The organism is Streptomyces sp. GC420, assembly GCF_009916105.1.
Classification (GTDB): domain Bacteria; phylum Actinomycetota; class Actinomycetes; order Streptomycetales; family Streptomycetaceae; genus Streptomyces.
Genome location: NZ_JAAAXQ010000004.1, coordinates 1 through 22,897 on the forward strand (window position 1 = coordinate 1; position 22,897 = coordinate 22,897).

Annotated in this window: 18 protein-coding genes and 1 pseudogene; 8 read left to right on the forward strand and 11 right to left on the reverse strand. The window is 71.9% G+C overall.

Annotated features, from left to right (window positions below; genetic code table 11):
• Both GUY61_RS39575 and GUY61_RS01125 read right to left on the reverse strand, forming a co-directional pair.
• Nucleotides 1-900, reverse strand: a pseudogene (locus GUY61_RS39575) (hypothetical protein); the annotation flags it as partial.
• A gap of 101 nt (nt 901-1,001) precedes the next feature.
• Nucleotides 1,002-1,985 carry an aldo/keto reductase gene (locus GUY61_RS01125; RefSeq protein ID WP_166628119.1) on the reverse strand — a complete coding sequence of 328 codons (984 nt, stop codon included), beginning with the start codon at nt 1,983-1,985 and terminating at the stop codon, nt 1,002-1,004.
• A gap of 128 nt (nt 1,986-2,113) precedes the next feature.
• On the opposite strand from GUY61_RS01125, the gene GUY61_RS01130 reads away from it, so the two are divergent.
• Complete coding sequence (locus GUY61_RS01130; RefSeq protein WP_166628120.1) at nt 2,114-3,169, forward strand: LLM class F420-dependent oxidoreductase; 1,056 nt, start codon at nt 2,114-2,116, stop codon at nt 3,167-3,169.
• A 313-nt stretch (nt 3,170-3,482) separates the two neighbouring features.
• Complete coding sequence (locus tag GUY61_RS01135; protein WP_166628121.1) at nt 3,483-4,271, forward strand: ferritin-like domain-containing protein; 789 nt, start codon at nt 3,483-3,485, stop codon at nt 4,269-4,271.
• Nucleotides 4,272-4,347: 76 nt separating this feature from the next.
• Here GUY61_RS01135 and corA read toward each other — a convergent pair whose 3' ends face one another.
• Nucleotides 4,348-5,334, reverse strand: a complete 987-nt coding sequence (gene corA / locus GUY61_RS01140; protein WP_166628122.1) for a magnesium/cobalt transporter CorA — start codon at nt 5,332-5,334, stop codon at nt 4,348-4,350.
• Between the two features lie 104 nt (nt 5,335-5,438).
• Between corA and GUY61_RS01145 the strand changes: the two genes are divergently transcribed.
• From GUY61_RS01145 to mshC, 4 genes are all read left to right on the forward strand, one after another.
• The gene (locus tag GUY61_RS01145; RefSeq protein ID WP_208105409.1) at nt 5,439-6,164 is read left to right on the forward strand and encodes a histidine phosphatase family protein; all 726 of its coding nucleotides are present in this window, start codon (nt 5,439-5,441) and stop codon (nt 6,162-6,164) included.
• Nucleotides 6,165-6,225: 61 nt separating this feature from the next.
• On the forward strand, nt 6,226-6,816 hold the full coding sequence (locus tag GUY61_RS01150) for a DUF3090 domain-containing protein (RefSeq protein ID WP_166628124.1): 591 nt from the start codon (nt 6,226-6,228) through the stop codon (nt 6,814-6,816).
• The gene (locus GUY61_RS01155; RefSeq protein ID WP_166628125.1) at nt 6,780-7,610 is read left to right on the forward strand and encodes an SCO1664 family protein; all 831 of its coding nucleotides are present in this window, start codon (nt 6,780-6,782) and stop codon (nt 7,608-7,610) included. Before GUY61_RS01150 ends, GUY61_RS01155 begins: the two co-directional genes overlap by 37 nt.
• A 180-nt stretch (nt 7,611-7,790) precedes the next feature.
• Nucleotides 7,791-9,020 (forward strand): cysteine--1-D-myo-inosityl 2-amino-2-deoxy-alpha-D-glucopyranoside ligase, encoded by a 1,230-nt coding sequence (gene mshC, locus GUY61_RS01160; RefSeq protein ID WP_166628126.1) that lies wholly within the window; start codon nt 7,791-7,793, stop codon nt 9,018-9,020.
• Between the two features lie 274 nt (nt 9,021-9,294).
• Here mshC and GUY61_RS01165 read toward each other — a convergent pair whose 3' ends face one another.
• From GUY61_RS01165 to GUY61_RS01200, 8 genes are all read right to left on the reverse strand, one after another.
• The gene (locus GUY61_RS01165) at nt 9,295-10,272 is read right to left on the reverse strand and encodes a PAC2 family protein (protein ID WP_166628127.1); all 978 of its coding nucleotides are present in this window, start codon (nt 10,270-10,272) and stop codon (nt 9,295-9,297) included.
• A gap of 167 nt (nt 10,273-10,439) precedes the next feature.
• Complete coding sequence (locus GUY61_RS01170; RefSeq protein WP_166628162.1) at nt 10,440-11,117, reverse strand: FadR/GntR family transcriptional regulator; 678 nt, start codon at nt 11,115-11,117, stop codon at nt 10,440-10,442.
• A gap of 67 nt (nt 11,118-11,184) precedes the next feature.
• Nucleotides 11,185-11,943 (reverse strand): FAD-binding oxidoreductase, encoded by a 759-nt coding sequence (locus tag GUY61_RS01175; protein ID WP_166628128.1) that lies wholly within the window; start codon nt 11,941-11,943, stop codon nt 11,185-11,187.
• Nucleotides 11,936-12,559 (reverse strand): sulfite oxidase-like oxidoreductase, encoded by a 624-nt coding sequence (locus GUY61_RS01180; RefSeq protein ID WP_166628129.1) that lies wholly within the window; start codon nt 12,557-12,559, stop codon nt 11,936-11,938. The genes GUY61_RS01175 and GUY61_RS01180 overlap by 8 nt, the downstream gene beginning before the upstream one ends.
• A gap of 356 nt (nt 12,560-12,915) precedes the next feature.
• Nucleotides 12,916-14,526, reverse strand: a complete 1,611-nt coding sequence (locus GUY61_RS01185) for a glycerol-3-phosphate dehydrogenase/oxidase (protein WP_166628130.1) — start codon at nt 14,524-14,526, stop codon at nt 12,916-12,918.
• 2 nt (nt 14,527-14,528) lie between these two features.
• Nucleotides 14,529-16,097 (reverse strand): glycerol kinase GlpK, encoded by a 1,569-nt coding sequence (gene glpK, locus GUY61_RS01190; RefSeq protein WP_313896446.1) that lies wholly within the window; start codon nt 16,095-16,097, stop codon nt 14,529-14,531.
• 67 nt (nt 16,098-16,164) lie between these two features.
• On the reverse strand, nt 16,165-16,953 hold the full coding sequence (locus tag GUY61_RS01195; RefSeq protein WP_166628131.1) for an MIP/aquaporin family protein: 789 nt from the start codon (nt 16,951-16,953) through the stop codon (nt 16,165-16,167).
• A 281-nt stretch (nt 16,954-17,234) separates the two neighbouring features.
• Nucleotides 17,235-17,999 carry an IclR family transcriptional regulator gene (locus tag GUY61_RS01200; protein ID WP_166628132.1) on the reverse strand — a complete coding sequence of 255 codons (765 nt, stop codon included), beginning with the start codon at nt 17,997-17,999 and terminating at the stop codon, nt 17,235-17,237.
• Nucleotides 18,000-18,237: 238 nt separating this feature from the next.
• Here GUY61_RS01200 and metH point away from each other — a divergent pair, with 238 nt between their 5' ends.
• Nucleotides 18,238-21,780, forward strand: coding sequence for a methionine synthase (gene metH, locus GUY61_RS01205; protein ID WP_166628133.1), 3,543 nt, complete (start codon nt 18,238-18,240; stop codon nt 21,778-21,780).
• 160 nt (nt 21,781-21,940) lie between these two features.
• Nucleotides 21,941-22,642 carry an HAD family phosphatase gene (locus GUY61_RS01210; RefSeq protein WP_166628134.1) on the forward strand — a complete coding sequence of 234 codons (702 nt, stop codon included), beginning with the start codon at nt 21,941-21,943 and terminating at the stop codon, nt 22,640-22,642.
• The last annotated feature ends 255 nt before the right edge of the window (nt 22,643-22,897 follow it).

Consider the following 22,897-nt stretch of genomic DNA (forward strand, 5'->3'; position numbering starts at 1 on the left):
GATCAGACCGATGGAGCCCTCATTGCCGAGCGCCTCGGCGCAAGCCCCGACGACCGCGGCGTCGAGCCCGTCCGCGGCCGGTCCGCCCGCCTGCCCGGCGGCCGCCGGGACGTCCTCGCCCTCACGGCCGGTGACACCGGCCGTGCCGGATCCGGGGCCGCCCGCGTGCCGGGTGCCGTGTCCCGGGCCCCCGGGCACGGCGGGATCTCCCGCGCGCGGCCCTTCCGCGCCCTGTGCCGGAGCGGACCCGTCCGTACCGCCCGAGCCGGAGCCCGGGAGGCCCGGCCGCCCGGAAGGAGCCGGGGCATCATGGCCCGACGGGCCGCCGCGATCCGGGGCGCCGGGTGGGGCGGAACGCTCGGGCCTGGCATCACGCGGTGGCTTCCTGCCGCTCTCCACGGCTCGTACGGCCGCCAGCAGATCGGCCGCCGTCCCGCTCAGCTTCGCGCCGCTCTCGATGGGGCCCTTCTTCTCGGCCTTGCGGCGCTCGATCCGTTCCCGGACCTCGGCGAGTGCTGCCGCCTCCGCGGCCGCCTCGTCCTCGGCGCCGCCGGTGTCCGCCGCGGCGTTCTCACCGGCCGCCCCGTCCGCACCGGCGGCCCCGTCGTCTCCCGCCTCGGCGGCCCGTCCCTCGCCGGACGCGGTGCCGGACGCTGTAACGGATTCCGCCCCGGACGCCGCGTCTGCGGTGTCGCCGTCGCGGTCCCCGTGGTCGTCGCCGGTCTCGGCGGAGCCGGCCGCGGCCGGGCCCGATTCCGGCTCCGGTGCGCCGGGCGCCCCGTCCGGCCCAGCCTCGGCGGCCCGTCCCTCGCCGGGCTCGGCGCCGCCGGCGTCGAGGTCAGGTGCCTCGTCCTCGTCCACGTCCACCTCACCCGCGCCGGAGACGGACGGCTCCGGCACCCCCGAACCCCCGTCCGCGCGCGCGTCGCCTGGCGGGGAAGAGGGGCGGGACCCCGGGGCCGTGTCGTCGCCCGGGGTTTCCGCGGGTGCCGGCTCCGTACTCACAGCGTGCTCCAGTCCTGGTCGGGATAGCGGTGCACGGGCGCCGACACGTCGTCGAGCGCCTGGCAGATCTCGTCAGGAAGACTAAGCGCCTCCACTGACAACGCCGCCGTGAGCTGCTGCGCATTGCGCGCCCCCACGATCGGGGCGGCCACGCCCGGCCGGTCCCGGATCCAGGCCAGGGCGACATGGAGCGGGGTGGTGGCGAGGCCGTCGGCGGCGGTGATGACGGCGTCCACGATCCGGGTGGCCGTGTCGTCGAGGTACGGGGCGATGAAGGGGGCCATGTGGTCGGAGGCACCGCGGGAGTCGGCGGGCGTGGCGTGGCGGTACTTGCCGGTCAGCACGCCCCGGCCGAGCGGCGAGGAGGGCAGCAGGCCGACGCCGAGGTCGAGCGCGGCGGGCAGCACCTCCCGCTCGACGCCGCGCTGGAGCAGCGAGTATTCCATCTGCGTGCTGGCGAGCCGGGTCCGTGTGCCGGACGCGGCCAGTTGCCAGGTCGCCGCCTTGGCAAGCTGCCAGCCGCAGAAGTTGGACACCCCGGCGTAGCGGGCGCGTCCGGAGGAGACCGCCAGGTCGAGGGCCTGGAGCGTCTCGTCCAGCGGGGTCTCGGGATCGAACGCATGCACCTGCCACAGATCGACGTAGTCGGTGCCCAGCCGCTGCAGGGAGGCGTCCAGCGCGGCCAGCAGGTGTCCGCGCGAGCCGTTGAAGCGCCGGTCCGGGTCCGGCACGCTGCCCGCCTTCGTCGCGATGACCAGGTCACGGCGCGGCACGAGCCCTTCGACCAGCCTGCCGAGCAGGTACTCGGAGTCCCCGTCGCCGTACACGTCTGCCGTGTCGACCAGGGTGCCGCCCGCCTCCCAGAACACCTTCAACATGTCGGCGGCGTCGTGCTCGTCGGTGCCCCGGCCCCAGGTGAGAGTGCCGAGTCCGATCCGGGACACGCGCAGGCCGGTGCGGCCGAGATGCCTCTGCTCCATGGGCGCTGAGATTACTTTGCCGTACCTCTGTTCAGGGGGCCTGTGGACAAGCGGCTCCTGACGGATCGGCCCGCCGCGCGCTAGAGTCCCGGCAACAAGGACGTTACTGATCAGTAAAGGGAGCGGCTATGCGGCTCGGGATCAACCTCGGTTACTGGGGCGCCGGAATGGACGGCGACAACCTGGCCGTCGCCAAGGAGGCGGACCGGCTCGGCTACTCGGTCTGCTGGGCCGCGGAGGCCTACGGCTCGGACGCTCCCACCGTGCTCGCCTGGGTGGCCGCGCAGACCGAGCGCATCGACGTCGGCTCCGCGATCCTGCAGATCCCGGCCCGCCAGCCCGCGATGACCGCGATGACCGCCGCCACCCTGGACTCGCTCTCCGGCGGACGCTTCCGGCTGGGCCTCGGCGTCTCCGGCCCGCAGGTCTCCGAGGGCTGGTACGGCGTCAAGTTCGACAAGCCGCTCGCCCGTACCCGCGAGTACGTCGAGATCGTCCGCAAGGCGATGTCCCGCGAGCGGCTGACGTACGAGGGCGAGCACTGGACGCTCCCGCTCCCCGGCGGCCCGGGAAAGCCGCTCAAGCTCACGGTGCACCCCACGCGCGAGCACATCCCGCTGTACATCGCCGCGATCGGGCCGAAGAACCTGGAGCAGACCGGCGAGATCGCGGACGGCGCGCTGCTGATCTTCCCCTCCGCCGCGCACATCGAGGACACCGCGATCCGGCACATCAGGGCGGGCCGTGAGAAGGCGGGCAAGACCATGGAGGGCTTCGACGTCTGCCCGACCGTCCCGCTCGCTCTCGGTGACGACAAGAACATCGGTGCGCTCGCCGACATGTTCCGCCCCTACACCGCCCTGTATGTCGGCGGCATGGGCAGCCGCAGGCAGAACTTCTACAACCAGCTCGCCCAGCGCATGGGATACGAGAAGGAGGCCGCCGAGATCCAGGACAAGTACCTGTCAGGCGACAAGGAGGGCGCGGCCGCCGCGATCCCGGAGCAGCTGATCGACTCCACCACGCTGCTCGGTTCCGTGGACCGCATCGCCGAGCGCATGACGGCCTACGCCGAGGCGGGGGTCACCACGCTCACGCTCGCGCCCGCGGGATTCACCCTCGACGAGCGCCTGGCCTCCCTGCGGGCCGGCACCGAGGCCCTGGAGCGCGCCGGTCTGGCCTAGTTCCCTGGGCGCCGCCCGGACCGGCCGACCCGGCCGGGCCCGGGCGGACGGGAAACGCGGCAGGGAGAGGCGAGGGGAAACGCGAAGCACTCGCCGTGCCCCTGGATGAGAAGCCTGCGGCCGTGGTGGGGGCTCGGGGGGTCTTCCCCGCCACGGCCGTCATCCGGAACAACGCCCCGGCGCCCCGTGCGGTTACGCACCGGGTCGCTCTCGTCCGTCCTCCGTTCGGCGGAGTTCTCCGCCCCAGCTGTTGCCTGCCCGTGCGTCCCGCACTTGACTCTTTGTGCGCGGACGTCTCACGGAGGTGGCACTGATGCTGTCGGCCAAGAGCCTGTTCCAGGAGATCGTGGACAACGACGACTCGTTCCGGCTGTTCTGCTCCATCGCCGCCGGCGGCGAGACCCAGGGAGGCTGGGAGAACGGCAGGATCGCGGCCCTAGTCCCGGAGAGCATGCGCGCACTCGCCCCGAAAGTGGCGCGGCACGGCGCCGACGAGGACAAGCACGGCCGGATATTCAAGGCCCTGCTGAAGAGGCGCGGTCTCGAACCCGTTCCGGTCCCCCCGGAGACGGACTACACGGTGCTGCTGGAGAAGAACGGCGTCGGCCTGGCGCACGACAAGCTGCGCCGCGACGAACCCCTCACCGAACAGGACATCATCACCTACCTGGCCCACAGCCGGGTCACCGAGCAGCGGGCCGCCGACCAGATGGTCATGCTCCGCAGGGACTTCGCCGACCACCCGGAGATCGGCAAGGCGGTACGGATGATCTCCGCCGACGAGGACAACCACCTCGCCTACTGCCACGAGGAGTTGCTGCGCCTGGCCCGTGAGGGCCACGGGCGCACCATCCAGCGGATCCTGCGGGAGAGCGCCCTCGCCGAGATCAGGATCTACCGCGACGTCAGCCTCGCCGTGATGGCCCACATGGGCCGCATCCTCGGCTGGTCCAGGGCCAAGAGCGCCGTCCTCGTGGCCGGCATCCACGCCATGTACGCGTACGAGCGCGCCGGGGGCTGGCGCAAGGCCGTCAGCCTGACGATGCCCGAGCGGCGCGACGCGCTGGGCGGCCCCGCCACCTCGGCGCCCGAGTTCGCCTGACCCGGGTACGCCCCCCGTCCCGAGCCCGGCCGTCCCCGTCCCGCCCCGGTCCGGCCGGTTGCGACCCAGGCGGCGCTCAGAGCCAGCCGCGCCGCTTGAACAGCCGGTACAGGCCGAGGACGGTGCCCGCCATGAACAGCACCACGGCCGGATAGCCCCACGTCGACCGAAGCTCCGGCATGTACTCGAAGTTCATGCCGTAGATCCCGGCGACCATCGTCGGGACGGCCGCCATGGCCGCCCACGCGGAGATCTTCCGCATGTCGTCGTTCTGACGCACGCCCGTCTGCGCCAAGTGCGCCGACAGGATGTCCGACAGCAGCCGGTCGAGTCCTTCCACCGATTCGTTCGCCCGGATCAGGTGGTCGCTGACGTCACGGAAGAACGGCCGCGTCCCCTCGGGCACGAAGGGCACGCCCGCGGCCTCGGCCAGCCGCTGCACGGGGGCCGCCAGCGGTCCGGTGGCGCGCCGGAACTCCAGCACCTGCCGCTTGAAGGTGTAGATCCGCGCCGCCGTGTTGCGCAGGTCCCCGCCGGCGGGCGCGAACACCTCGGCCTCCAGTTCCTCCAGGTCGACCTGGAGTTCCGCGGCGACCTCGATGTACTGGTCGACCACGGCGTCGCTCACGGCGTACAGCACCGAGGCGGGGCCGGACCGCAGTATGTCCGGCTCGTCCTCGAGGCGCCGCCGTACGTCGCCGAGCGGCGCCCCCGGCCCGTGCCGGACCGTGACGGCGAAGGAGTCGCCGAGGAACAGCATCAGCTCACCGGCGGTCACCGTGTCGCTCTCCGGCTCGTAGAGGACGGGCTTGAGCACCATGAACAGTGAGTCGTCGAAGATTTCCAGCTTGGGGCGCTGGTGGGCCTTGAGGGCGTCCTCGACGGCGAGCGGATGCAGCCGGAACTCCTCGGTCACGAGGCCGAACTCCTCCTCGGTCGGCTCGTGCAGCCCGATCCAGAGGAAGGAGTGCCCCGCGGCGCGGGCCTCCGCCAGGGCGTCGGAGAAGTCCCGCGGACTCTCGGTACGCCGGCCGTTCCGGTAGATGGCACAGTCCACGATCATGCCGGGTTTCCTTCCCCGGCCGGCCGCCCCGTGCACCGGGCAGGGGCCTGCCGCGTCCCGGGCGGGCCGGAGCGGCCTTGCGGGTGTGTCCTAGGGTGGCCCGCATGGCAACCCTCTTCCTTCTCCGGCACGGCCGCTCGACCGCCAACACCGAGGGGCTGCTCGCCGGCTGGACACCGGGCGTCGCCCTCGACGAGCGCGGCGCGGCGCAGGCCGCCGCGCTGCCCGGGCGGCTCGCGGAACTGCCGCTGGCCGCCGTCGTCTCGAGTCCGCTCCAGCGCTGCCGGGAGACGGTGGCGCCGCTGCTCGCGACCCGCCCGGAGCTGACACTGCACACCGACGAGCGGATCGGGGAGTGCCACTACGGGGACTGGTCCGGCCGCAAGCTCGCCGAACTGGCCGAGGAGCCGCTGATGCAGGTCGTGCAGAACCACCCGTCGGCCGTCACGTTCCCCGGCGGCGAGACGATGCGGGCGATGCAGGCCAGGGCCGTCGACGCGGTGCGCGAGTGGAACGCGCGGATCGACGCGGAGCACGGCGAGCAGGCCGCGTTCGTCATGTGTTCGCACGGCGACATCATCAAGTCCCTCGTCGCCGACGCTCTCGGACTCCATCTCGACCTCTTCCAGCGGATCAGTGTCGAGCCATGTTCCCTGACCGTGATCCGCTACACCCGGACGCGACCCTTCCTCCTCCGGCTCGGCGACACCGGTGACTTCGCCGCGCTGGTGCCCCGCGAGGAGAGCGACGACGCCGCCGGCGGCGCTGAAGGCCGGGCCGGCGGTGACGGCGGCCAGGCCACGGTCGGTGGTGCGGCGGGCGCACCGTGATCGCGGCGCAGTAGGGTGGACGGGCCGAAAGTCCGTACAGCTCGAAAGGGAGCCAGAGGCCGTGTCCCGTCAGGTTTTCCTGTACGACCCGCCGGATCGTTTCGTCGCCGGTACGGTCGGGCTGCCCGGACACCGCACATTCTTCCTTCAGGCGGTCGAGGGCACCAGGGTCACCAGCGTCGCCCTGGAGAAGACGCAGGTGGCAGCACTTGCGGAGCGGATGGACGAACTGCTGGACGAGGTGGTGCGGCGCAGCGGCGGCAACGCGCCCGTCCCCGCCGTCGCCCCCGCCGAGGTGGCCGACACCGCGCCCCTGGAGAGCCCCGTCGAGGAGGAGTTCCGGGTCGGCACGATGGCGCTTGCCTGGGACGGCGAGCAGCAGCGCATGATCGTGGAGGCGCAGGCGCTCGTCGAACTCGACGCGGAATCGGAGGAGGATCTCGCGGAGGCCGAGGAGCGGCTCCTCCAGGACGAGGAGAACGGGCCCCCGATGCTGCGGGTCCGCCTGTCCGGCGCTCAGGCCAGGGCCTTCGCCAAGCGGGCCCTGGAGGTCGTCAACGCCGGGCGCCCGCCCTGCCCGCTCTGCAGCCTGCCGCTCGACCCGGAGGGACACGTATGCCCGCGCCAGAACGGATACCGCCGCGGGGCCTGACCCCCGGCACGCCCGCGGCCGAGCTGCTCACCGAGGGCGAGCTCACCGTGCGCGGCAGGATCCGGGAGGCCTCCAACGCGGTGCTCTTCTGCCGGATCTCGTACGACGGCACCGAGGCGGACTGCGTCTACAAGCCGGTCGCGGGGGAGCGCCCGCTGTGGGACTTCCCCGACGGCACGCTCGCCCGGCGCGAGGTCGCGGCCTACGAGGTGTCGGAGGCGACCGGCTGGGGCCTGGTGCCGCCGACGGTGCTCCGCGACGGGCCCTACGGCGAGGGCATGTGCCAGCTGTGGGTCGAGGCCGACGCCGAGGCGCGGCTGCTGGCCCTCGTCGAGGCGGAGGAGCCCGGGGAGGGCTGGCGGGCCATCGGCGAGGCCGAGGTCGGCGAGGGGCGTACGGCGCTGCTCGTGCACGCGGACGACGAGCGGCTGCGGCGCCTGGCGGTTCTCGACGCGGTGATCAACAACGCCGACCGCAAGGGCGGTCATCTGCTGCCCGCGGCGGACGGCCGGCTCTACGGAATCGACCACGGCGTCACGTTCAACGCGGAGAACAAGCTCAGGACGCTGCTGTGGGGGTGGGCCGGCGAGCCGCTGCCCGGGGAGGCCCTGGAAGTGCTGCGGCGCCTGGCCGGGGAGCTGGCGCCCGCGGGTCCGCTCGCCACCCGGTTGGCGCAGCTCATCACTCCGGTCGAGCTGGACGCCGTACTCGAGCGGGTGGAGGCGCTGCTGAAGAGCGGGCGGCACCCCGAACCCGGCGGGGAATGGCCCTCCATTCCCTGGCCGCCGGTGTGAGGCGGTCCGGCCGCGGGGCGCGGGCCCGTGCCCGCCCCCCTGTGCCCGCTCCGCGCTGCGGCGCTCCCGGCGGGCCGGGCGTGACCTGCACATTCCGTCGCCGGGCGCAAGAGTGCCGGTTCGGACAGGATCGGCCCCTCCGGTTCGTATGCGGAAGGTGCGTCCGGTTACGCTCAAGGCATGTATGCCTGGCCCGCTTCTGAGGTCCCCGCCCTGCCCGGCAAGGGCCGCGACCTGCAGATCCACGACACCGCGACCGGTGGGCTGATCACCCTCAGCCCCGGCCCCGTAGCCCGTATCTACGTCTGCGGCATCACGCCGTACGACGCGACCCACATGGGTCACGCGGCGACCTACAACGCGTTCGACCTGGTGCAGCGCGTGTGGCTCGACACCAAGCGGCAGGTTCACTACGTCCAGAACGTCACCGACGTCGACGACCCACTGCTGGAGCGCGCGGTACGCGACGGGCACGACTGGACGGAGCTGGCGCAGCGTGAGACCGCCCTGTTCCGGGAGGACATGACGGCGCTGCGGATGCTCCCGCCGGAGCACTACATCGGTGCCGTGGAGGCCATACCGGGGATCATCCCGCTCGTCGAGCGGCTCAGGGACGCCGGCGCCGCCTACGAACTCGAGGGCGACATCTACTTCTCCGTCGAGTCCGACCGGCACTTCGGCTCGGTGTCCCGGCTCGACGCCGAGACCATGCGGCTGCTCTGCGCCGAGCGCGGCGGCGACCCGGACCGGCCCGGCAAGAAGAACCCGCTGGACCCGATGCTGTGGATGGCCGCCCGCCCGGGCGAGCCCAGCTGGGACGGGGGCTCCCTGGGGCCCGGCCGCCCCGGCTGGCACATCGAGTGCGTGGCCATCGCCCTCGACCACCTCGGCATGGGCTTCGACGTCCAGGGCGGCGGTTCCGATCTGGCCTTCCCGCACCACGAGATGGGCGCCTCGCACGCCCAGGTGCTCACCGGCGAGTACCCCATGGCCAAGGCGTACGTGCACGCCGGGATGGTGGCCCTCGACGGCGAGAAGATGTCGAAGTCCAAGGGCAACCTGGTCTTCGTCTCCAGGCTCCGCGGGGACGGCGTGGATCCGGCGGCCATCAGGCTCACGCTCCTCGCCCACCACTACCACTCCGACTGGGAGTGGACCGACGAGGTGCTCCAGGAGGCCGTCGAAAGGCTCGGCCGGTGGCGCTCCGCCGTGTCCCGGCCCGACGGACCCCCGGCCGAGGCGCTGGTCGAGGAGATCCGCGCCGCCCTGGCCGCCGACCTGGACGCCCCGGCCGCGCTGGCCGCGGTCGACCGCTGGGCCGAGCTCCAGGAACGCGAGGGCGGCACGGACGAGGGCGCGCCCGGCGTGGTCTCCCGGGCCGTCGACGCGCTCCTCGGCGTCGCGCTCTAGGCCCGTCTGACAAATCTCGCCTGCCCCGCGACGCCTGGCACGCGCCCTCGCTGCGTTGTCGGGATCGTCCGAGTAGGCCCACTACGAGGACGACCCTCCGCCTTGCGATCGCACGCACCAGACGCCGCGGACCCCGCCTCCGGGCGGACGGCGACCCCTGTCGGACACGGCCTAGGACCGCGGGCGGCAGCCGCACGGGCGGCGGGACACGGAAGGCGGCGTCGGCCGGACCATGTGGTCCGGCCGGCGCCGCCGGTGTACGCGTGTCCCGGGCCTACTCCTCGTCGGAGTCGTCCTGCCGCTCGTCGCGGGGCGGCTTCGGCGGGCGGGTCCGTCCGCCGGAGCTGTCGCGCAGATACGTCGACGAGTCACCGGTCTCGGTGGCGTGCGGGCCGCCGGCCGGGCCGGGCTGCCCGTCCCGGCGCCGCAGATAGCGTTCGAACTCCCGGGCGATGGCCTCGCCCGACGCCTCCGGCAGCTCCGCGGTGTCCCTGGCCTCCTCCAGCGTCTGGACGTACTCGGCCACTTCGCTGTCCTCGGCCGCCAACTGGTCGACGCCCAGTTGCCAGGCCCTCGCGTCCTCCGGCAGCTCGCCCAGCGGGATCCGCAGGTCGATCAGGTCCTCGAGACGGTTCAGGAGGGCCAGCGTGGCCTTGGGGTTGGGCGGCTGGGAGACGTAGTGCGGGACGGCCGCCCACAGGCTCACCGCCGGCACACCCGCGTGCGTGCACGCCTCCTGGAGGATGCCGACGATGCCGGTGGGCCCCTCGTAGCGGGTCTCCTCCAGGTTCATCGTGCGCGCCAGTTCGGGATCCGAGGTGACGCCGCTGACGGGGACCGGCCGGGTGTGCGGGGTGTCGCCGAGAAGGGCGCCCAGGATGACGACCATCTCGACGCCCAGTTCGTGCGCGAAGCCGAGCAGTTCGTTGCAGAACGAGCGCCAGCGCATGGACGGTTCGATCCCGCGCACCAGGACGAGGTCGCGTGGCTTGTCGCCGCCGATGCGCACCACCGAGAGGCGGGTGGTGGGCCAGGTGATCTTGCGGACGCCGTTCTCCAGGAACACCGTGGGCCGGTTGACCTGGAAGTCGTAGTAGTCCTCGGCGTCGAGCGCCGCGAACACCTCGCCCTTCCATTCCCGGTCCAGGTGCGCGACCGCGGTGGAGGCGGCGTCGCCGGCGTCGTTCCAGCCCTCGAACGCGGCCACCATGACCGGGTCGATCAGCTCGGGAACCCCCTCGAGCTCGATCACCCAGTGCCTCCTTCCGAAGTTCCATACCTTGCGCCCCCAGCCTACGGCTTTCGAGGGGGCGGGCCGCAGCCCCTTACGGGGGTGGTCGGGCGTCCGACCACGAGCCGGATCGCCGGCGGACCACCCACAGACGGAGAATCCATAGCCCTTCAGGGCGATGGAGGAGGTCAATGCTCCACGCTCGCGATGTGCACCGTGGCCCAGGACCTGGCCGCCTCCGCGTCCCGGTCGCGCAGCGCCGCCAGGATCGCCCGGTGCTCGGTGAGGGTGCGGCTGACCGCGTCCTCCTGCGTCAGCCCACGCCAGATACGGGCCCTGGTGGTCGGCCCGGACAGCCCGTCGAGCGGCGAGCAGAGCACCGAGTTCCCGGAAGCCCGCACGATGCCCCGGTGGAACTCCAGGTCACAGGCGACGAGTTCCTCCACGGACGGATCCGGGCCCGGCGCGTCCAACTGCCCGGACAGCGCGTCCAGTTCCGCCTCCGTGGTCAGGGCGCTCGCCATCGCGGTGGCCGCGGGCTCCAGGATCCGGCGCACCGCGAGGAACTCCAGCACCGTGTCGTCGCGGTGGAAGTCGACGACGAAACTGAGCGCCTCGAGCAGGAGTTGCGGGTCCAGACTCGTGACGTACGTACCGTCGCCCTGCCGTACGTCGAGGATCCTCGTCAGCGACAGCGCCCGCACCGCCTCGCGCAGCGAGTTGCGGGACAGCCCCAGCTCGGCGGCGAGTTCGCTCTCCTTGGGCAGCCCGTCGCCGGGGCGCAGCTCGCCTGAGACGATCATCCCCTTGATCTTCTCGATCGCCTCGTCGGTGACCGCCGTGACGGATCCTTCCCGGGTGCGCAGGCACCTGCGTAGGACGCGGAGACAGACATCCGATGTCTGCCTGCGCACATCATGAGCACACGCGGGGTCAGCCGAAGCGTTCGATCCTGATCCGCTCCACCGGCCAGCCACCGTCCGCGAGCAGCCGCGAGGCGTGCTCGGCGAAACCGTTGGAGCCGCAGACGTACGCCTCCCAGTCGCCGGCCGGGGGACGGGGCCGCAGGTACGGGGCGAGGTGGGCGGCCGAGAGTCTGCCCACCGGGATTCCCGCGGGGGCGGTGCGCGTGTAGACCACCCGGGTCTCCTCGCCGTACTCGCCTGCGTACGGCAGTTCCCGGGGCCCGCGCGTGGAGACGATCAGGTGGAGCGGCACCCGCAGCCCGCGCCTCCGGTGGTGGCGCAACATCGACATCAGCGGCACCACGCCGGAGCCCGCGCCGAGCAGCAGCGCCGGCCGGTCGCCCGGCCAGGCGAAGAATCCGCTGAGCGGCCCCCGCACCTCCACCGTGTCCCCGGCCCTGGCGACCGTGTGCAGATGCCCGGAGACCTCGCCGCCCGGCACATGGTCCAGGGTCAGCTCGACATGGCCCGAGTCGTCGGGAGGCGAGGCGATCGAGTAGTGGCGCTGCGCGGTGTAGCCGTCGGCGGCGGTGAGCCGCAGCATCAGGTGCTGGCCGGGCAGGTGCCCGGCCCAGCCCGGCACGGCGAGCCGGAAGGTCTTGACGCCCAGGGCCTCGGCCCTGATACCGGTGATCGTCGCGGTCTGCCAGGTGGCCGCGGCCCGCTCGTCGACCGCGATCCGGCCGGGGACCGCGAAGGGCGTCGGGGGGACGAAGGTCTCAGTCACCGCGGTAGCGCTCCTCCTGCCACGGGTTGCCCCGGGTGTGGTATCCGTTGCGCTCCCAGAAGCCGGGCTCGTCGTGGTCGAGCAGGTGCAGACCGGCGACCCACTTGGCGCTCTTCCAGAAGTACAGGTGCGGCACGACCAGCCGGGCCGGCCCGCCGTGTTCCGGCGCGAGCGGGGCGTCGCCGTACTCCCAGGCGATCCAGGCGCGCCCACCGGTCAGGTCGGCCAGCGGCAGGTTCGCCGTGTAGCCGGTGTGGGAGTAGGCCACGGCGTGGGTTGCCGTGGGCAGCGGTCCGGCGGCGGCGAGGAAGTCGTCGACGCTCACGCCCGTCAGGCGCACGCCGAACTTGGACCAGCCGGTGACGCAGTGGATGTCGCCCTCGTAGGAGGAGGGCGGCAGGGTGTGCGCCTCGTCCCAGGTCCAGGTGGTGGGGCGAGCGACCAGGCCGCCGACCCGGAAGGTCCAGTCCGCGGGGCCCAGCCGCGGGGTGACCTCGGCGGAGAGGACCGGCCAGGTGTCGCGGGCGTCGTACTGGCCGGGGGGCAGCCTCGGATCACGGCCGGAGGAGCCGGAGCGGCCGGTGAACCCACGGGTGACGGTGGGCGGACGGGTCATGCGGGCGGCCTCCAGCCGGGCGTGCGTAGCCGGACGAAAATGGAGGGTAACACCGGTTAGTGCGGGCGGCTCGCCCCGCTCGCCTCCTGGTTCGCGCGGGTCCGTGCCGGTCAGTGCCGGTCCGTGCCGGTCCGGTCCGGCCGGGCTCGTGCCTGCCGGTCGCCCGCGGGCCCTCCGCCGTCCGTGCCGGTCGCCCGCGGGCCCTCCGCCGTCCGTGCCGGTCGCCCGCGGGTCCGGCGCGCTCCGCGCCGGTCCGCGTCGTCCGTCCGGCCGGCGGTCCGCTCCCGCCCGCGGACGCGAGGGGGCGGCCTCCCGTCGCGGGAGACCGCCCCCTCGGGTGCTGGACCGTCCGGCCGTCAGTTCCTCTTGTCCAGCACGTCCTGCACCCGCGCCCGGACCTCGTCCGTCGCCAGGCCCCTGATGGTCAGGGTGGTGCGCCGCCGCAGCACGTCGTCGGCGGTCTCCGCCCACTCGTGGTCGCGGGCGTACACGACCTGGGCCCAGATCTCCGGCGCGTCCGGGTGGATCCGCTCGGCCAGTGCCGCGTCGTCGTTCGCCAGCCGCGCGATGTCGAAGGACAGCGAGCCGTAGTGCGTGGCGAGGTGACGCGCGGTGTCGGCGGCCATCCGCGGTCCGGGCGCGGGCCCGTCGACCAGCAGTCGGTGGGCGACCGCCCGGGGGTTGGCGATACCGGGCAGCGGGAGCTTCCTGGGCAGCTCGGAGATGGGCTCCATGTCCTCGCCGAGGGGGTGGCCGGGGAGTTCCGCCAGCTTGTTCATGACCGTGCGGCCGATGTGGCGGAAGGTCGTCCACTTGCCGCCGGCCACGGACAGCATGCCGGCCCGGCCCTCGGTCACCACCGTCTCGCGCTTGGCCTTCGCGGTGTCGCCGGGGCCACCGGGCAGCACCCGGAGACCCGCGAAGGAGTAGGTGATCAGATCACGGGACAGCTGCTGGTCCCTAATGGAGAAGGCGGCCTCGTCCAGGATCTGGTCGATGTCCCCGTCGTTCACGCGGACGTCCGCCGGGTCGCCCTCGAACTCCTCGTCCGTCGTGCCGAGGAGCAGCATGTCCTCCCAGGGGAGGGCGAAGGTGATCCGGTACTTGTCTATCGGAGTGGCCAGCGCCGCCCGCCACGGCGAGGTCCGCCTCAGGACCAGGTGCGCGCCCTTCGACAGCCGGATCGACGGGGCCGCGTTCGGGTCCTCCATGCGGCGGAGGTGGTCGACCCACGGACCGGTGGCGTTGAGCACCAGCCGCGCGTCGATCCCGAACTCGCTGCCGTCCGTACGGTCCCTCAGCTCGGCGCCGGTGACCCGTCCTCCGGTGAAGCGCAGGTCCGTGACCTCGGCATGGTTGAGGACCACGGCGCCCGCGTCGACGGCCGCGCGGACCGTCATCAGCGCCATCCGCGCGTCGTTCATCTGGTCGTCGCCGTAGACGGCCACGGCCCTCAGGTTCTCCGTGCGCAACTCCGGAACGTCGCGCTGCGCCTTCGCCGGGCTGATGACGTGCCCGACACCGTCGCCGAAGGCGGACAGCGCGGAGTAGGCGAAGACGCCCGCGCCCAGCTTGGCCGCCCCGTGCGGCCCGCCCTTGTAGACCGGCAGGTAGAAGGTGAGCGGGTTGGACAGGTGCGGGGCGACCTCGCGGGACACCGCCCGCCGCTCGAAGTGGTTCTCCGCCACCAGCCGCACCGCGCCGGTCTGCAGGTAGCGCAGTCCGCCGTGGAGCAGCTTGGAGGAGGCGGAGGAGGTGGCGCCGGCGAAGTCGCCGGCGTCCACCAGCGCCACCCGCAGTCCGGACTGCGCGGCGTGCCAGGCCGTCGAGATGCCCAGGATGCCGCCGCCGATCACCAGGAGGTCGTACGTCGCCTTGGACAGTCGCTCCCGAGTCTCGGCGCGGCTCGGCAGGGAACCGGCAGCCGGGCGCGTCCCGAGAGACGGAACGCTCTGCAGGGTGGTCATGTCTACTCCTCGTCAGGGTTCTCTTCGAGCCAGCCCATGGAACGTTCGACGGCCTTGAGCCAGTTCTTGTACTCGCGGTCCCGCTTGTCCGCGTCCATGCGGGGGGTCCACTCCGCCGCGCGACGCCAGTTGGCGCGCAGCGCATCGGTGTCCGGCCAGAAGCCGACGGCCAGGCCGGCGGCGTAGGCCGCGCCGAGGCAGGTGGTCTCGGCGACCAGCGGGCGCACGACCGGTGCGTCCAGGAAGTCCGAGAGCGTCTGCATCAGCAGGTTGTTGGAGGTCATGCCGCCGTCGACCTTGACCGCGGCCAGCTCGACGCCGGAGTCCTTGACCATGGCGTCGGCGATCTCCCGCGTCTGCCAGGCGGTGGCCTCCAGCACGGCGCGTGCGAGGTGCGCCTTGGTGACGTACCGGGTCAGGCCGGCGATCACACCGCGGGCGTCGGAGCGCCAGTACGGGGCGAACAGGCCGGAGAAGGCCGGTACGAAGTAGGCGCCGCCGTTGTCCTCGACCGACAGCGCCAGGGTCTCGATCTCGGCGGCGGTGCTGATCAGCCCCATCTGGTCGCGCATCCACTGCACCAGGGAGCCGGTGACCGCGATGGAGCCCTCAAGGGCGTAGACCGGCGCCTGGTCGCCGATCTGGTAGCCGACGGTGGTCAGCAGCCCGGAGTAGGAGTTGATGATCTTGTCACCGGTGTTCATGACCATGAAGGTGCCGGTGCCGTAGGTGGACTTGGCCTCGCCCTCGGAGAAGCAGGTCTGGCCGAACAGGGCCGCCTGCTGGTCGCCGAGCGCGGAGGCGACCGGGATGCCGCCGAGCAGGTCGCCGAGCGAGCCGCCCCTGACCTCGCCGTACACCTCGGCGGAGGAGCGGATCTCCGGCAGGACCTGGGCGGGGACCTCCATGGAGTGGAGGATCTTCTCGTCCCACTCCATGGTGTGCAGGTTCATCAGCAGGGTGCGGGAGGCGTTGGTGACGTCCGTGACGTGGCGGCCGCCGTCGGTGCCGCCGGTCAGGTTCCAGATGACCCAGGAGTCCATGGTCCCGAAGAGGATTTCGCCGCGCTCGGCGCGCTCGCGCAGGCCCTCGACGTTGTCGAGCAGCCAGCGGATCTTCGGGCCCGCGAAGTAGGAGGCCAGCGGCAGGCCGGTCTCACGGCGGAAGCGGTCCTGTCCGACGTTGCGACCGAGTTCCCGGCACAGGGCGTCGGTGCGGGTGTCCTGCCAGACGATGGCGTTGTGCACCGGCTCGCCGGTCGCTCTGTCCCACAGCACGGTGGTCTCGCGCTGGTTGGTGATGCCGATGGCCTTGATGTCGTCACGGGTGATGCCGGCCTTGCGGATGGCCCCGGCGACGACCTCCTGGACGTTGGTCCAGATCTCGGCGGCGTCGTGTTCGACCCAGCCCGGCTTGGGGAAGATCTGCTCGTGCTCCTTCTGGTCGACGGAGACGATCCGGCCGTCCTTGTCGAAGACGATGCAGCGGGAGGACGTGGTGCCCTGGTCGATGGCGGCGATGAACGGCCCATGGCCGTGGGAGGCGATGCCGGCGTTGTGCGCGTCGGTCACGGAGTGCTCCTGAAAAGTCGGTGGGGGAGTGGCGGGGCGTAAGGCGTATCGCGTGCTGGATGCCGGTCTAGGCGAAGGCGGCGTTGTAGACGCCCGCGGCTATCGCTCCGCCGAGCAGCGGGCCGACGACCGGGACCCAGGCGTAGCCCCAGTCGGAGCCGCCCTTGTTGGGCAGCGGCAGCAGGGCGTGCACGACACGCGGGCCGAGGTCGCGCGCCGGGTTGATGGCGTATCCGGTGGGCCCGCCGAGGGACAGGCCGATGCCGACCACGACGAGCGCGGTGACCAGCGCGCCGAGGGTGCCCAGGCCCTTGCCGCTGTCGTTGAGGCCCTGGGTGAGGACCGCCAGGATCAGCACGACGGTGCCGATGACCTCGGTGGCCAGGTTCTGCGCCGCGTTCCGGATCTCCGGACCGGTGGAGAAGATGCCGAGCACGGGTCCGGCCTGGGTCTCCTGCGCCACGGCGGCCTTGGTGGCCTGCGCGCCGGGGCCGCCGACGATCTCCCGGTCGGTCAGGTGGGCGACGAACTGTCCGTAGTAGGCGACCCAGACCAGGGCCGCGCCGATCATGGCGCCCAGGATCTGTCCCGACCAGTAGGCGGGGACGTTGCTCCAGTCGCCGTCCTTGATGGCGATGGCGAGGGTGACGGCCGGGTTCAGATGGGCACCGGAGAGCGGCGCCGAGGTGTAGACGGCGGTGAGGACCGCGAAGCCCCAACCGAAGGTGATGGCGAGCCAGCCGGCGTTGCGCGCCTTGGAGGCCTTCAGCGTGACGGCGGCACACACGCCGCCGCCGAGGAGGATGAGAACGGCGGTACCGATGGTCTCGCCGAGGAAGATGTCGGAGCTGGACACCCGCGACTCCTTTGTCCTTCGTCCAGGAACGGACCACCGGGTCCCTCCGGTGGTTCGTGCCCTCGGGGGTGAGGGCGATCGCCGGCCCTGCCACGCCGACACCTTGACGCGTTTGTCGTTAGGTGTTCGACAATGCCGACCGACGAACGGCAGTTTTCACTTGGGCGAACACCTGCGTCAAGGGCTGTGTGGCGAAATTTCGATGGCTTGTACGGACGTACGACAAGTAGGAATGGGCGCAAGTGTCCCGTTATGTTCCGCAGAAATGCCGGATTCGTGCCTCAGAAGCGGCCGGCGCCCAGGTCGCGGGAGACCGCCCGGGCGCAGTCCCGCACCGCCGCGACCAGCTCCGAACGCAGTTCCCCGTCCTTGCAGACCCGCTCGACGGCGCCCATGACGCCCACCGCGCCCACCGGCATGCGCCGCCGGTCGTGGATCGGCGCGGCCACCGAGGCGACGCCGTCCCAGGTCTCCTCGATGTCGTCGGCCCAGCCGCGCGCCCTGGTCAGGTCCAGTACGCCCTCGAACTCGTCCAGGGCCGTCACCGTCCGCGAGGTGTACGCCTTGCGCGAGCCCTCCGTGGCCTCGCTGTGCGCCACCGGATCGAACGCCGACAGGACCTTGCCCAGGGCCGTGCTGTGCAGCGGCTGCATGGCGCCGACCTCCAGCACCTGGCGGCTGTCGTCGGGGCGGAACACGTGGTGCACGATCAGCACGCCCTGCTGGTGCAGCACGCCCAGGTAGACGGCCTCGCCGCTGGAGCGGGCCAGGTCGTCGGTCCACACCAGGGCCCTGGCGCGCAGCTCGTGCACGTCGAGATAGGTGCTGCCGAGCCGCAGCAGTTCCGCGCCCAGCTGGTAGCGCCCCGAGGCCGGGTCCTGCTCCACGAAGCCCTCGGCCTGGAGGGTGCGCAGGATTCCGTGTGCGGTGCCCTTGGCCAGATCCAGCGAGGCGGCGATGTCGGACAGTCCGAGGCGACGCTCACCCCCGGCGAGCAGCCGCAGCATCGCAGCCGCCCGCTCGAGCGACTGGATGTTCCGTGCCATCGGACAGCCTCCTCATAAGTTGTTCGGCAATGCTGAACAGTATCGGTCGATGTCGACCTTGCCGTACAGCCATCAGAGTCTGCCAAGTGCATGACCGCTCGCGACACCCAGGTGCACCCGGTTCGTCCAGCCCGTGGGACGACCTGAGCCGCGCGGCGTCCTGCCGATACCCTGGCGACGTGCTTCCTTCGGGAAAGGGAGCAAAGCCGACAGCCGTCGCACTCAGGGAGTTACTTCCATGGCCTCGTTGCCGACCACGTCCGGACCGCCCGTACCCCCAGCCGACAGCAGGCGCCGGGCCGAAGCCCTGCGCGAGGCGCTGGCCACGCGTGTCGTGGTCGCAGATGGTGCCATGGGCACGATGCTCCAGGCGCAGGACCCCACGCTGGAGGACTTCCAGCAGCTCGAGGGCTGCAACGAGATCCTCAACGTCACCCGGCCCGACATCGTGCGCTCGGTCCACCGCGCCTACTTCGACGTGGGCGTCGACTGCGTGGAGACGAACACCTTCGGGGCGAACTTCGCCGCCCTGGGCGAGTACGAGATCGCCGACCGGGTCTTCGAGCTGTCGGAGGCCGGCGCGCGGATCGCCCGGGAGACGGCCGACGAGTACACCGCCGGGGACGGCAGGACCCGCTGGGTGCTGGGGTCGATGGGGCCGGGCACCAAGCTGCCCACGCTGGGCCACGTCGGCTACACGGTGCTGCGCGATGCCTATCAGCGCAACGCCGAGGGCATGATCACCGGCGGTGCCGACGCCCTGATCGTCGAGACCACGCAGGACCTGCTGCAGACCAAGGCGGCCGTCCTCGGCGCCCGCCGGGCTCTGGAGGTCCTCGGCGCCGACCTGCCGGTGATCTGCTCGGTGACGGTGGAGACGACCGGCACGATGCTGCTCGGCTCCGAGATCGGCGCGGCGCTGACCGCGCTGGAACCGTTGGGCATCGACATGATCGGCCTGAACTGCGCCACCGGCCCGGCCGAGATGAGCGAGCACCTGCGCTACCTGGCGCGGCACTCGCGCGTACCGCTGTCCTGCATGCCGAACGCGGGCCTGCCGGTCCTGGGCAAGGACGGCGCGCACTACCCCCTGACCGCGCCGGAGCTGGCCGACGCGCAGGAGACCTTCGTGCGCGAGTACGGGCTGTCCCTGGTCGGCGGCTGCTGCGGGACGACGCCGGAGCACCTGCGCCAGGTGGTCGAGCGGGTGCGCGGCCTCGCCCCCGCGCCGCGTGACCCGCACCCCGAGCCGGGCGCGGCCTCGCTGTACCAGTCGGTGCCGTTCCGGCAGGACACCTCGTACCTCGCGATCGGCGAGCGCACGAACGCCAACGGCTCGAAGAAGTTCCGCACGGCCATGCTCGAGGGCCGCTGGGACGACTGCGTGGAGATGGCGCGCGAGCAGATCCGCGAGGGCGCGCACCTGCTGGACCTGTGTGTGGACTACGTGGGCCGGGACGGCGTCGCCGACATGGAGGAGCTGGCGGGCCGCTTCGCGACCGCGTCCACCCTGCCGGTCGTGCTGGACTCCACCGAGCCCGCCGTGATCCGCGCGGGCCTGGAGAAGCTGGGCGGCCGCGCGGTGATCAACTCGGTGAACTACGAGGACGGCGACGGGCCCGAGTCCCGCTTCCAGAAGATCACCAAGCTGGCGGTGGAGCACGGTGCGGCACTGATCGCTCTCACCATCGACGAGGAGGGCCAGGCCCGCACCCCGGAGAAGAAGGTCGAGATCGCCGAGCGGCTGATCGCGGACCTGACCGGGAACTGGGGCGTGCACGAGTCGGACATCCTCATCGACTGCCTCACCTTCACCATCTGTACCGGCCAGGAGGAGTCCCGCAAGGACGGCCTGGCCACCATCGAGGCGATCCGTGAACTCAAGCGCCGCCACCCCGAGGTGCAGACCACGCTGGGCCTGTCGAACATCTCCTTCGGCCTGAACCCGGCCGCCCGGCTGGTCCTCAACTCCGTCTTCCTGGACGAGTGCGTCAAGGCGGGCCTGGACTCCGCGATCGTCCACGCCTCCAAGATCCTGCCGATCGCCCGGCTGGACGAGGATCAGGTCCAGGTCGCCCTGGACCTGATCCACGACCGCCGCGCGGAGGGCTACGACCCGCTGCAGCGGCTGCTGGAGCTGTTCGAGGGCGTGGACACCAAGTCCATGAAGGCGGGCAAGGCCGAGGAACTGGCCGCGCTGCCGCTGGACGAACGCCTCAAGCGGCGGATCATCGACGGTGAGCGCAACGGACTCGAAGCGGACCTGGACGAGGCCCTGGCAGGCCGCCCGGCACTCGACATCGTCAACGAGACGCTGCTGGACGGCATGAAGGTCGTCGGGGAACTGTTCGGCTCCGGCCAGATGCAGCTGCCGTTCGTGCTCCAGTCCGCCGAGGTCATGAAGACGGCGGTGGCCTACCTGGAGCCGCACATGGAGAAGACGGACGACGAGGGCAAGGGCACCATCGTGCTGGCCACCGTCCGCGGCGACGTCCACGACATCGGCAAGAACCTCGTCGACATCATCCTGTCCAACAACGGCTACAGCGTGGTCAACCTGGGCATCAAGCAGCCGGTCTCCGCGATCCTGGAAGCCGCCCAGGAGCACCGCGCCGACGTCATCGGCATGTCGGGACTGCTGGTGAAGTCCACGGTGATCATGAAGGAGAACCTGGAGGAGCTGAACCAGCGGGGACTGGCGGCCCGGTACCCGGTGATCCTCGGCGGCGCCGCCCTCACCCGCGCCTATGTCGAACAGGACCTGCACGAGATCTACGAGGGCGAGGTCCGCTACGCCCGCGACGCCTTCGAGGGGCTGCGCCTGATGGACGCCCTCATCGCCGTCAAGCGCGGCGTGCCCGGCGCCGCCCTTCCCGAGCTCAGGCAGCGCCGCGTCCGTCCCGCCGCCACCGCGGCCGTCGAGGAACGCGGTCCTTCCCCGGAGGGCGAGGGCGCGGTCCGCTCCGACGTGGCCACCGACAACCCGGTGCCCACCCCGCCGTTCTGGGGCACCCGCGTCGTCAAGGGCATCCAGCTCAAGGAGTACGCCTCCTGGCTCGACGAGGGCGCCCTCTTCAAGGGGCAGTGGGGCCTCAAGCAGGCCCGCACCGGCGCAGGACCGGGCTACGAGGAGCTGGTGGAGACCGAGGGCAGGCCGCGGCTGCGCGGCCTCCTCGACCGCCTCCAGCGGGACAACCTCCTCGAGGCCGCCGTCGTCTACGGCTACTTCCCCTGTGTGTCCAAGGGCGACGACCTGATCCTGCTGGGCGAGGACGGCTCGGAGCGCACCCGCTTCACCTTCCCGCGCCAGCGCCGCGGCCGCCGCCTGTGCCTGGCGGACTTCTTCCGCCCCGAGGACTCCGGCGAGACCGACGTCGTCGGTCTCCAGGTCGTCACCGTCGGCTCGAGGATCGGGGAGGAGACCGCCAGGCTCTTCGCCTCCGACTCCTACCGCGAATACCTGGAGCTGCACGGCCTGTCCGTCCAGCTCGCCGAGGCCCTCGCCGAGTACTGGCACGCCCGCGTCCGTGCGGAACTCGGCTTCGCCGGGGAGGACCCCGCCGCGGTCGAGGACATGTTCACGCTCAAGTACCGGGGAGCCCGCTTCTCCCTGGGCTACGGAGCCTGCCCCGACCTGGAGGACCGCGCCAAGATCGCCGAACTCCTCCGGCCCGAGCGCATCGGCGTCGAGCTCTCCGAGGAGTTCCAGCTGCACCCGGAGCAGTCCACGGACGCCATCGTGGTCCACCACCCCGAGGCGAAGTACTTCAACGCCCGCTGACGCCCGCTGACGCCCGCTGACGCCCGCTGACGCCGGCGGGCGCGGCGCGACGGGCGCCACGGGCGTTCACGACGTACACTTGTCGGTCCAGTGCAGGCCGGTCGCCTCCTGAAGTCGGGAGGTGGCCGGCCTTCTCGTCCCCCAGAGGAGGTGCGCCCGGATGACCGCAACGGTCCCCGCGCTCGGTACCCGTACGGCCGAGGGCTCCGCCCTCCAGGCCGTGCTCCTGGACATGGACGGAACCCTGGTCGACACCGAGGGCTTCTGGTGGGAGGCCGAGGTCGAGGTCTTCGCCGAGCTGGGGCATCTGCTGGAGGAGAAGCACCGGGCCGTGGTGGTCGGCGGGCCGATGAGCCGCAGCGCCGGCTACCTCGTCGAGGTCACCGGTGCGGACATCCCGCTGCCCGAGCTGTGCGTGATGCTCAACGACCGCTTCGAGGAGCGGATCGGCCGAGAGCTGCCACTGATGCCGGGCGCGGCCCGGCTGCTCGGCGAGCTGGCGGCGCACGAGATCCCCACGGCGCTCGTCTCCGCCTCGCACCGGCGCATCATCGACCGCGTCCTGAAGTCACTGGGCCCCGAGCACTTCGCGCTGAGCGTCGCGGGCGACGAGGTGCCCCGCACCAAGCCGCACCCCGACCCCTATCTGCTCGCCGCCGCGGGGCTGGACGCGGACCCCACGCGCTGTGTGGTCGTCGAGGACACCACGACGGGCGTGGCGGCGGCCGAGGCTGCGGGCTGCCGGGTCGTCGCGGTGCCGTCCCTCACGCCGATCCCGGGGACTGCGGGGCGCACGGTCGTGGGCTCTCTCGAAGAAGTCGACCTGGCATTTCTGCGCTCGCTGATCACGCTGAACGGCTGAGCCGTTCACCGAGCGTACAAGGGGAAAGCAGCCGGAAACTCTAGGCGTTTGTCCGTGCATTTAGCGTGACTGTTCCGTCCATGAATTCGAAGGACGGGAGAATTTCCCATGCTGTGATGTTTCTCACGCATGTGCCCGTCGACATGAGTGCGGGCGTGTGGTCCCGCCCGCCCGGCAAAGTGCTCCAGGGGTCCGTTGTGTCCTGGTTGGTGTGCTCCTGTGCGGAACCTTCCGCCAGCCGGCAAACCTCCGCCG

Bases quoted from the DNA above. Each gene is read 5' to 3' on its own strand.
- GUY61_RS01125 (WP_166628119.1), bottom strand. From the start codon at position 1,985: ATGGAGCAGAGGCATCTCGGCCGCACCGGCCTGCGCGTGTCCCGGATC.
- GUY61_RS01130 (WP_166628120.1), top strand. From the start codon at position 2,114: ATGCGGCTCGGGATCAACCTCGGTTACTGGGGCGCCGGAATGGACGGC.
- GUY61_RS01135 (WP_166628121.1), top strand. From the start codon at position 3,483: ATGCTGTCGGCCAAGAGCCTGTTCCAGGAGATCGTGGACAACGACGAC.
- corA (WP_166628122.1), bottom strand. From the start codon at position 5,334: ATGATCGTGGACTGTGCCATCTACCGGAACGGCCGGCGTACCGAGAGT.
- GUY61_RS01145 (WP_208105409.1), top strand. From the start codon at position 5,439: ATGGCAACCCTCTTCCTTCTCCGGCACGGCCGCTCGACCGCCAACACC.
- GUY61_RS01155 (WP_166628125.1), top strand. From the start codon at position 6,780: ATGCCCGCGCCAGAACGGATACCGCCGCGGGGCCTGACCCCCGGCACG.
- mshC (WP_166628126.1), top strand. From the start codon at position 7,791: ATGTATGCCTGGCCCGCTTCTGAGGTCCCCGCCCTGCCCGGCAAGGGC.
- GUY61_RS01180 (WP_166628129.1), bottom strand. From the start codon at position 12,559: ATGACCCGTCCGCCCACCGTCACCCGTGGGTTCACCGGCCGCTCCGGC.
- GUY61_RS01185 (WP_166628130.1), bottom strand. From the start codon at position 14,526: ATGACCACCCTGCAGAGCGTTCCGTCTCTCGGGACGCGCCCGGCTGCC.
- GUY61_RS01200 (WP_166628132.1), bottom strand. From the start codon at position 17,999: ATGGCACGGAACATCCAGTCGCTCGAGCGGGCGGCTGCGATGCTGCGG.
- metH (WP_166628133.1), top strand. From the start codon at position 18,238: ATGGCCTCGTTGCCGACCACGTCCGGACCGCCCGTACCCCCAGCCGAC.
- GUY61_RS01210 (WP_166628134.1), top strand. From the start codon at position 21,941: ATGACCGCAACGGTCCCCGCGCTCGGTACCCGTACGGCCGAGGGCTCC.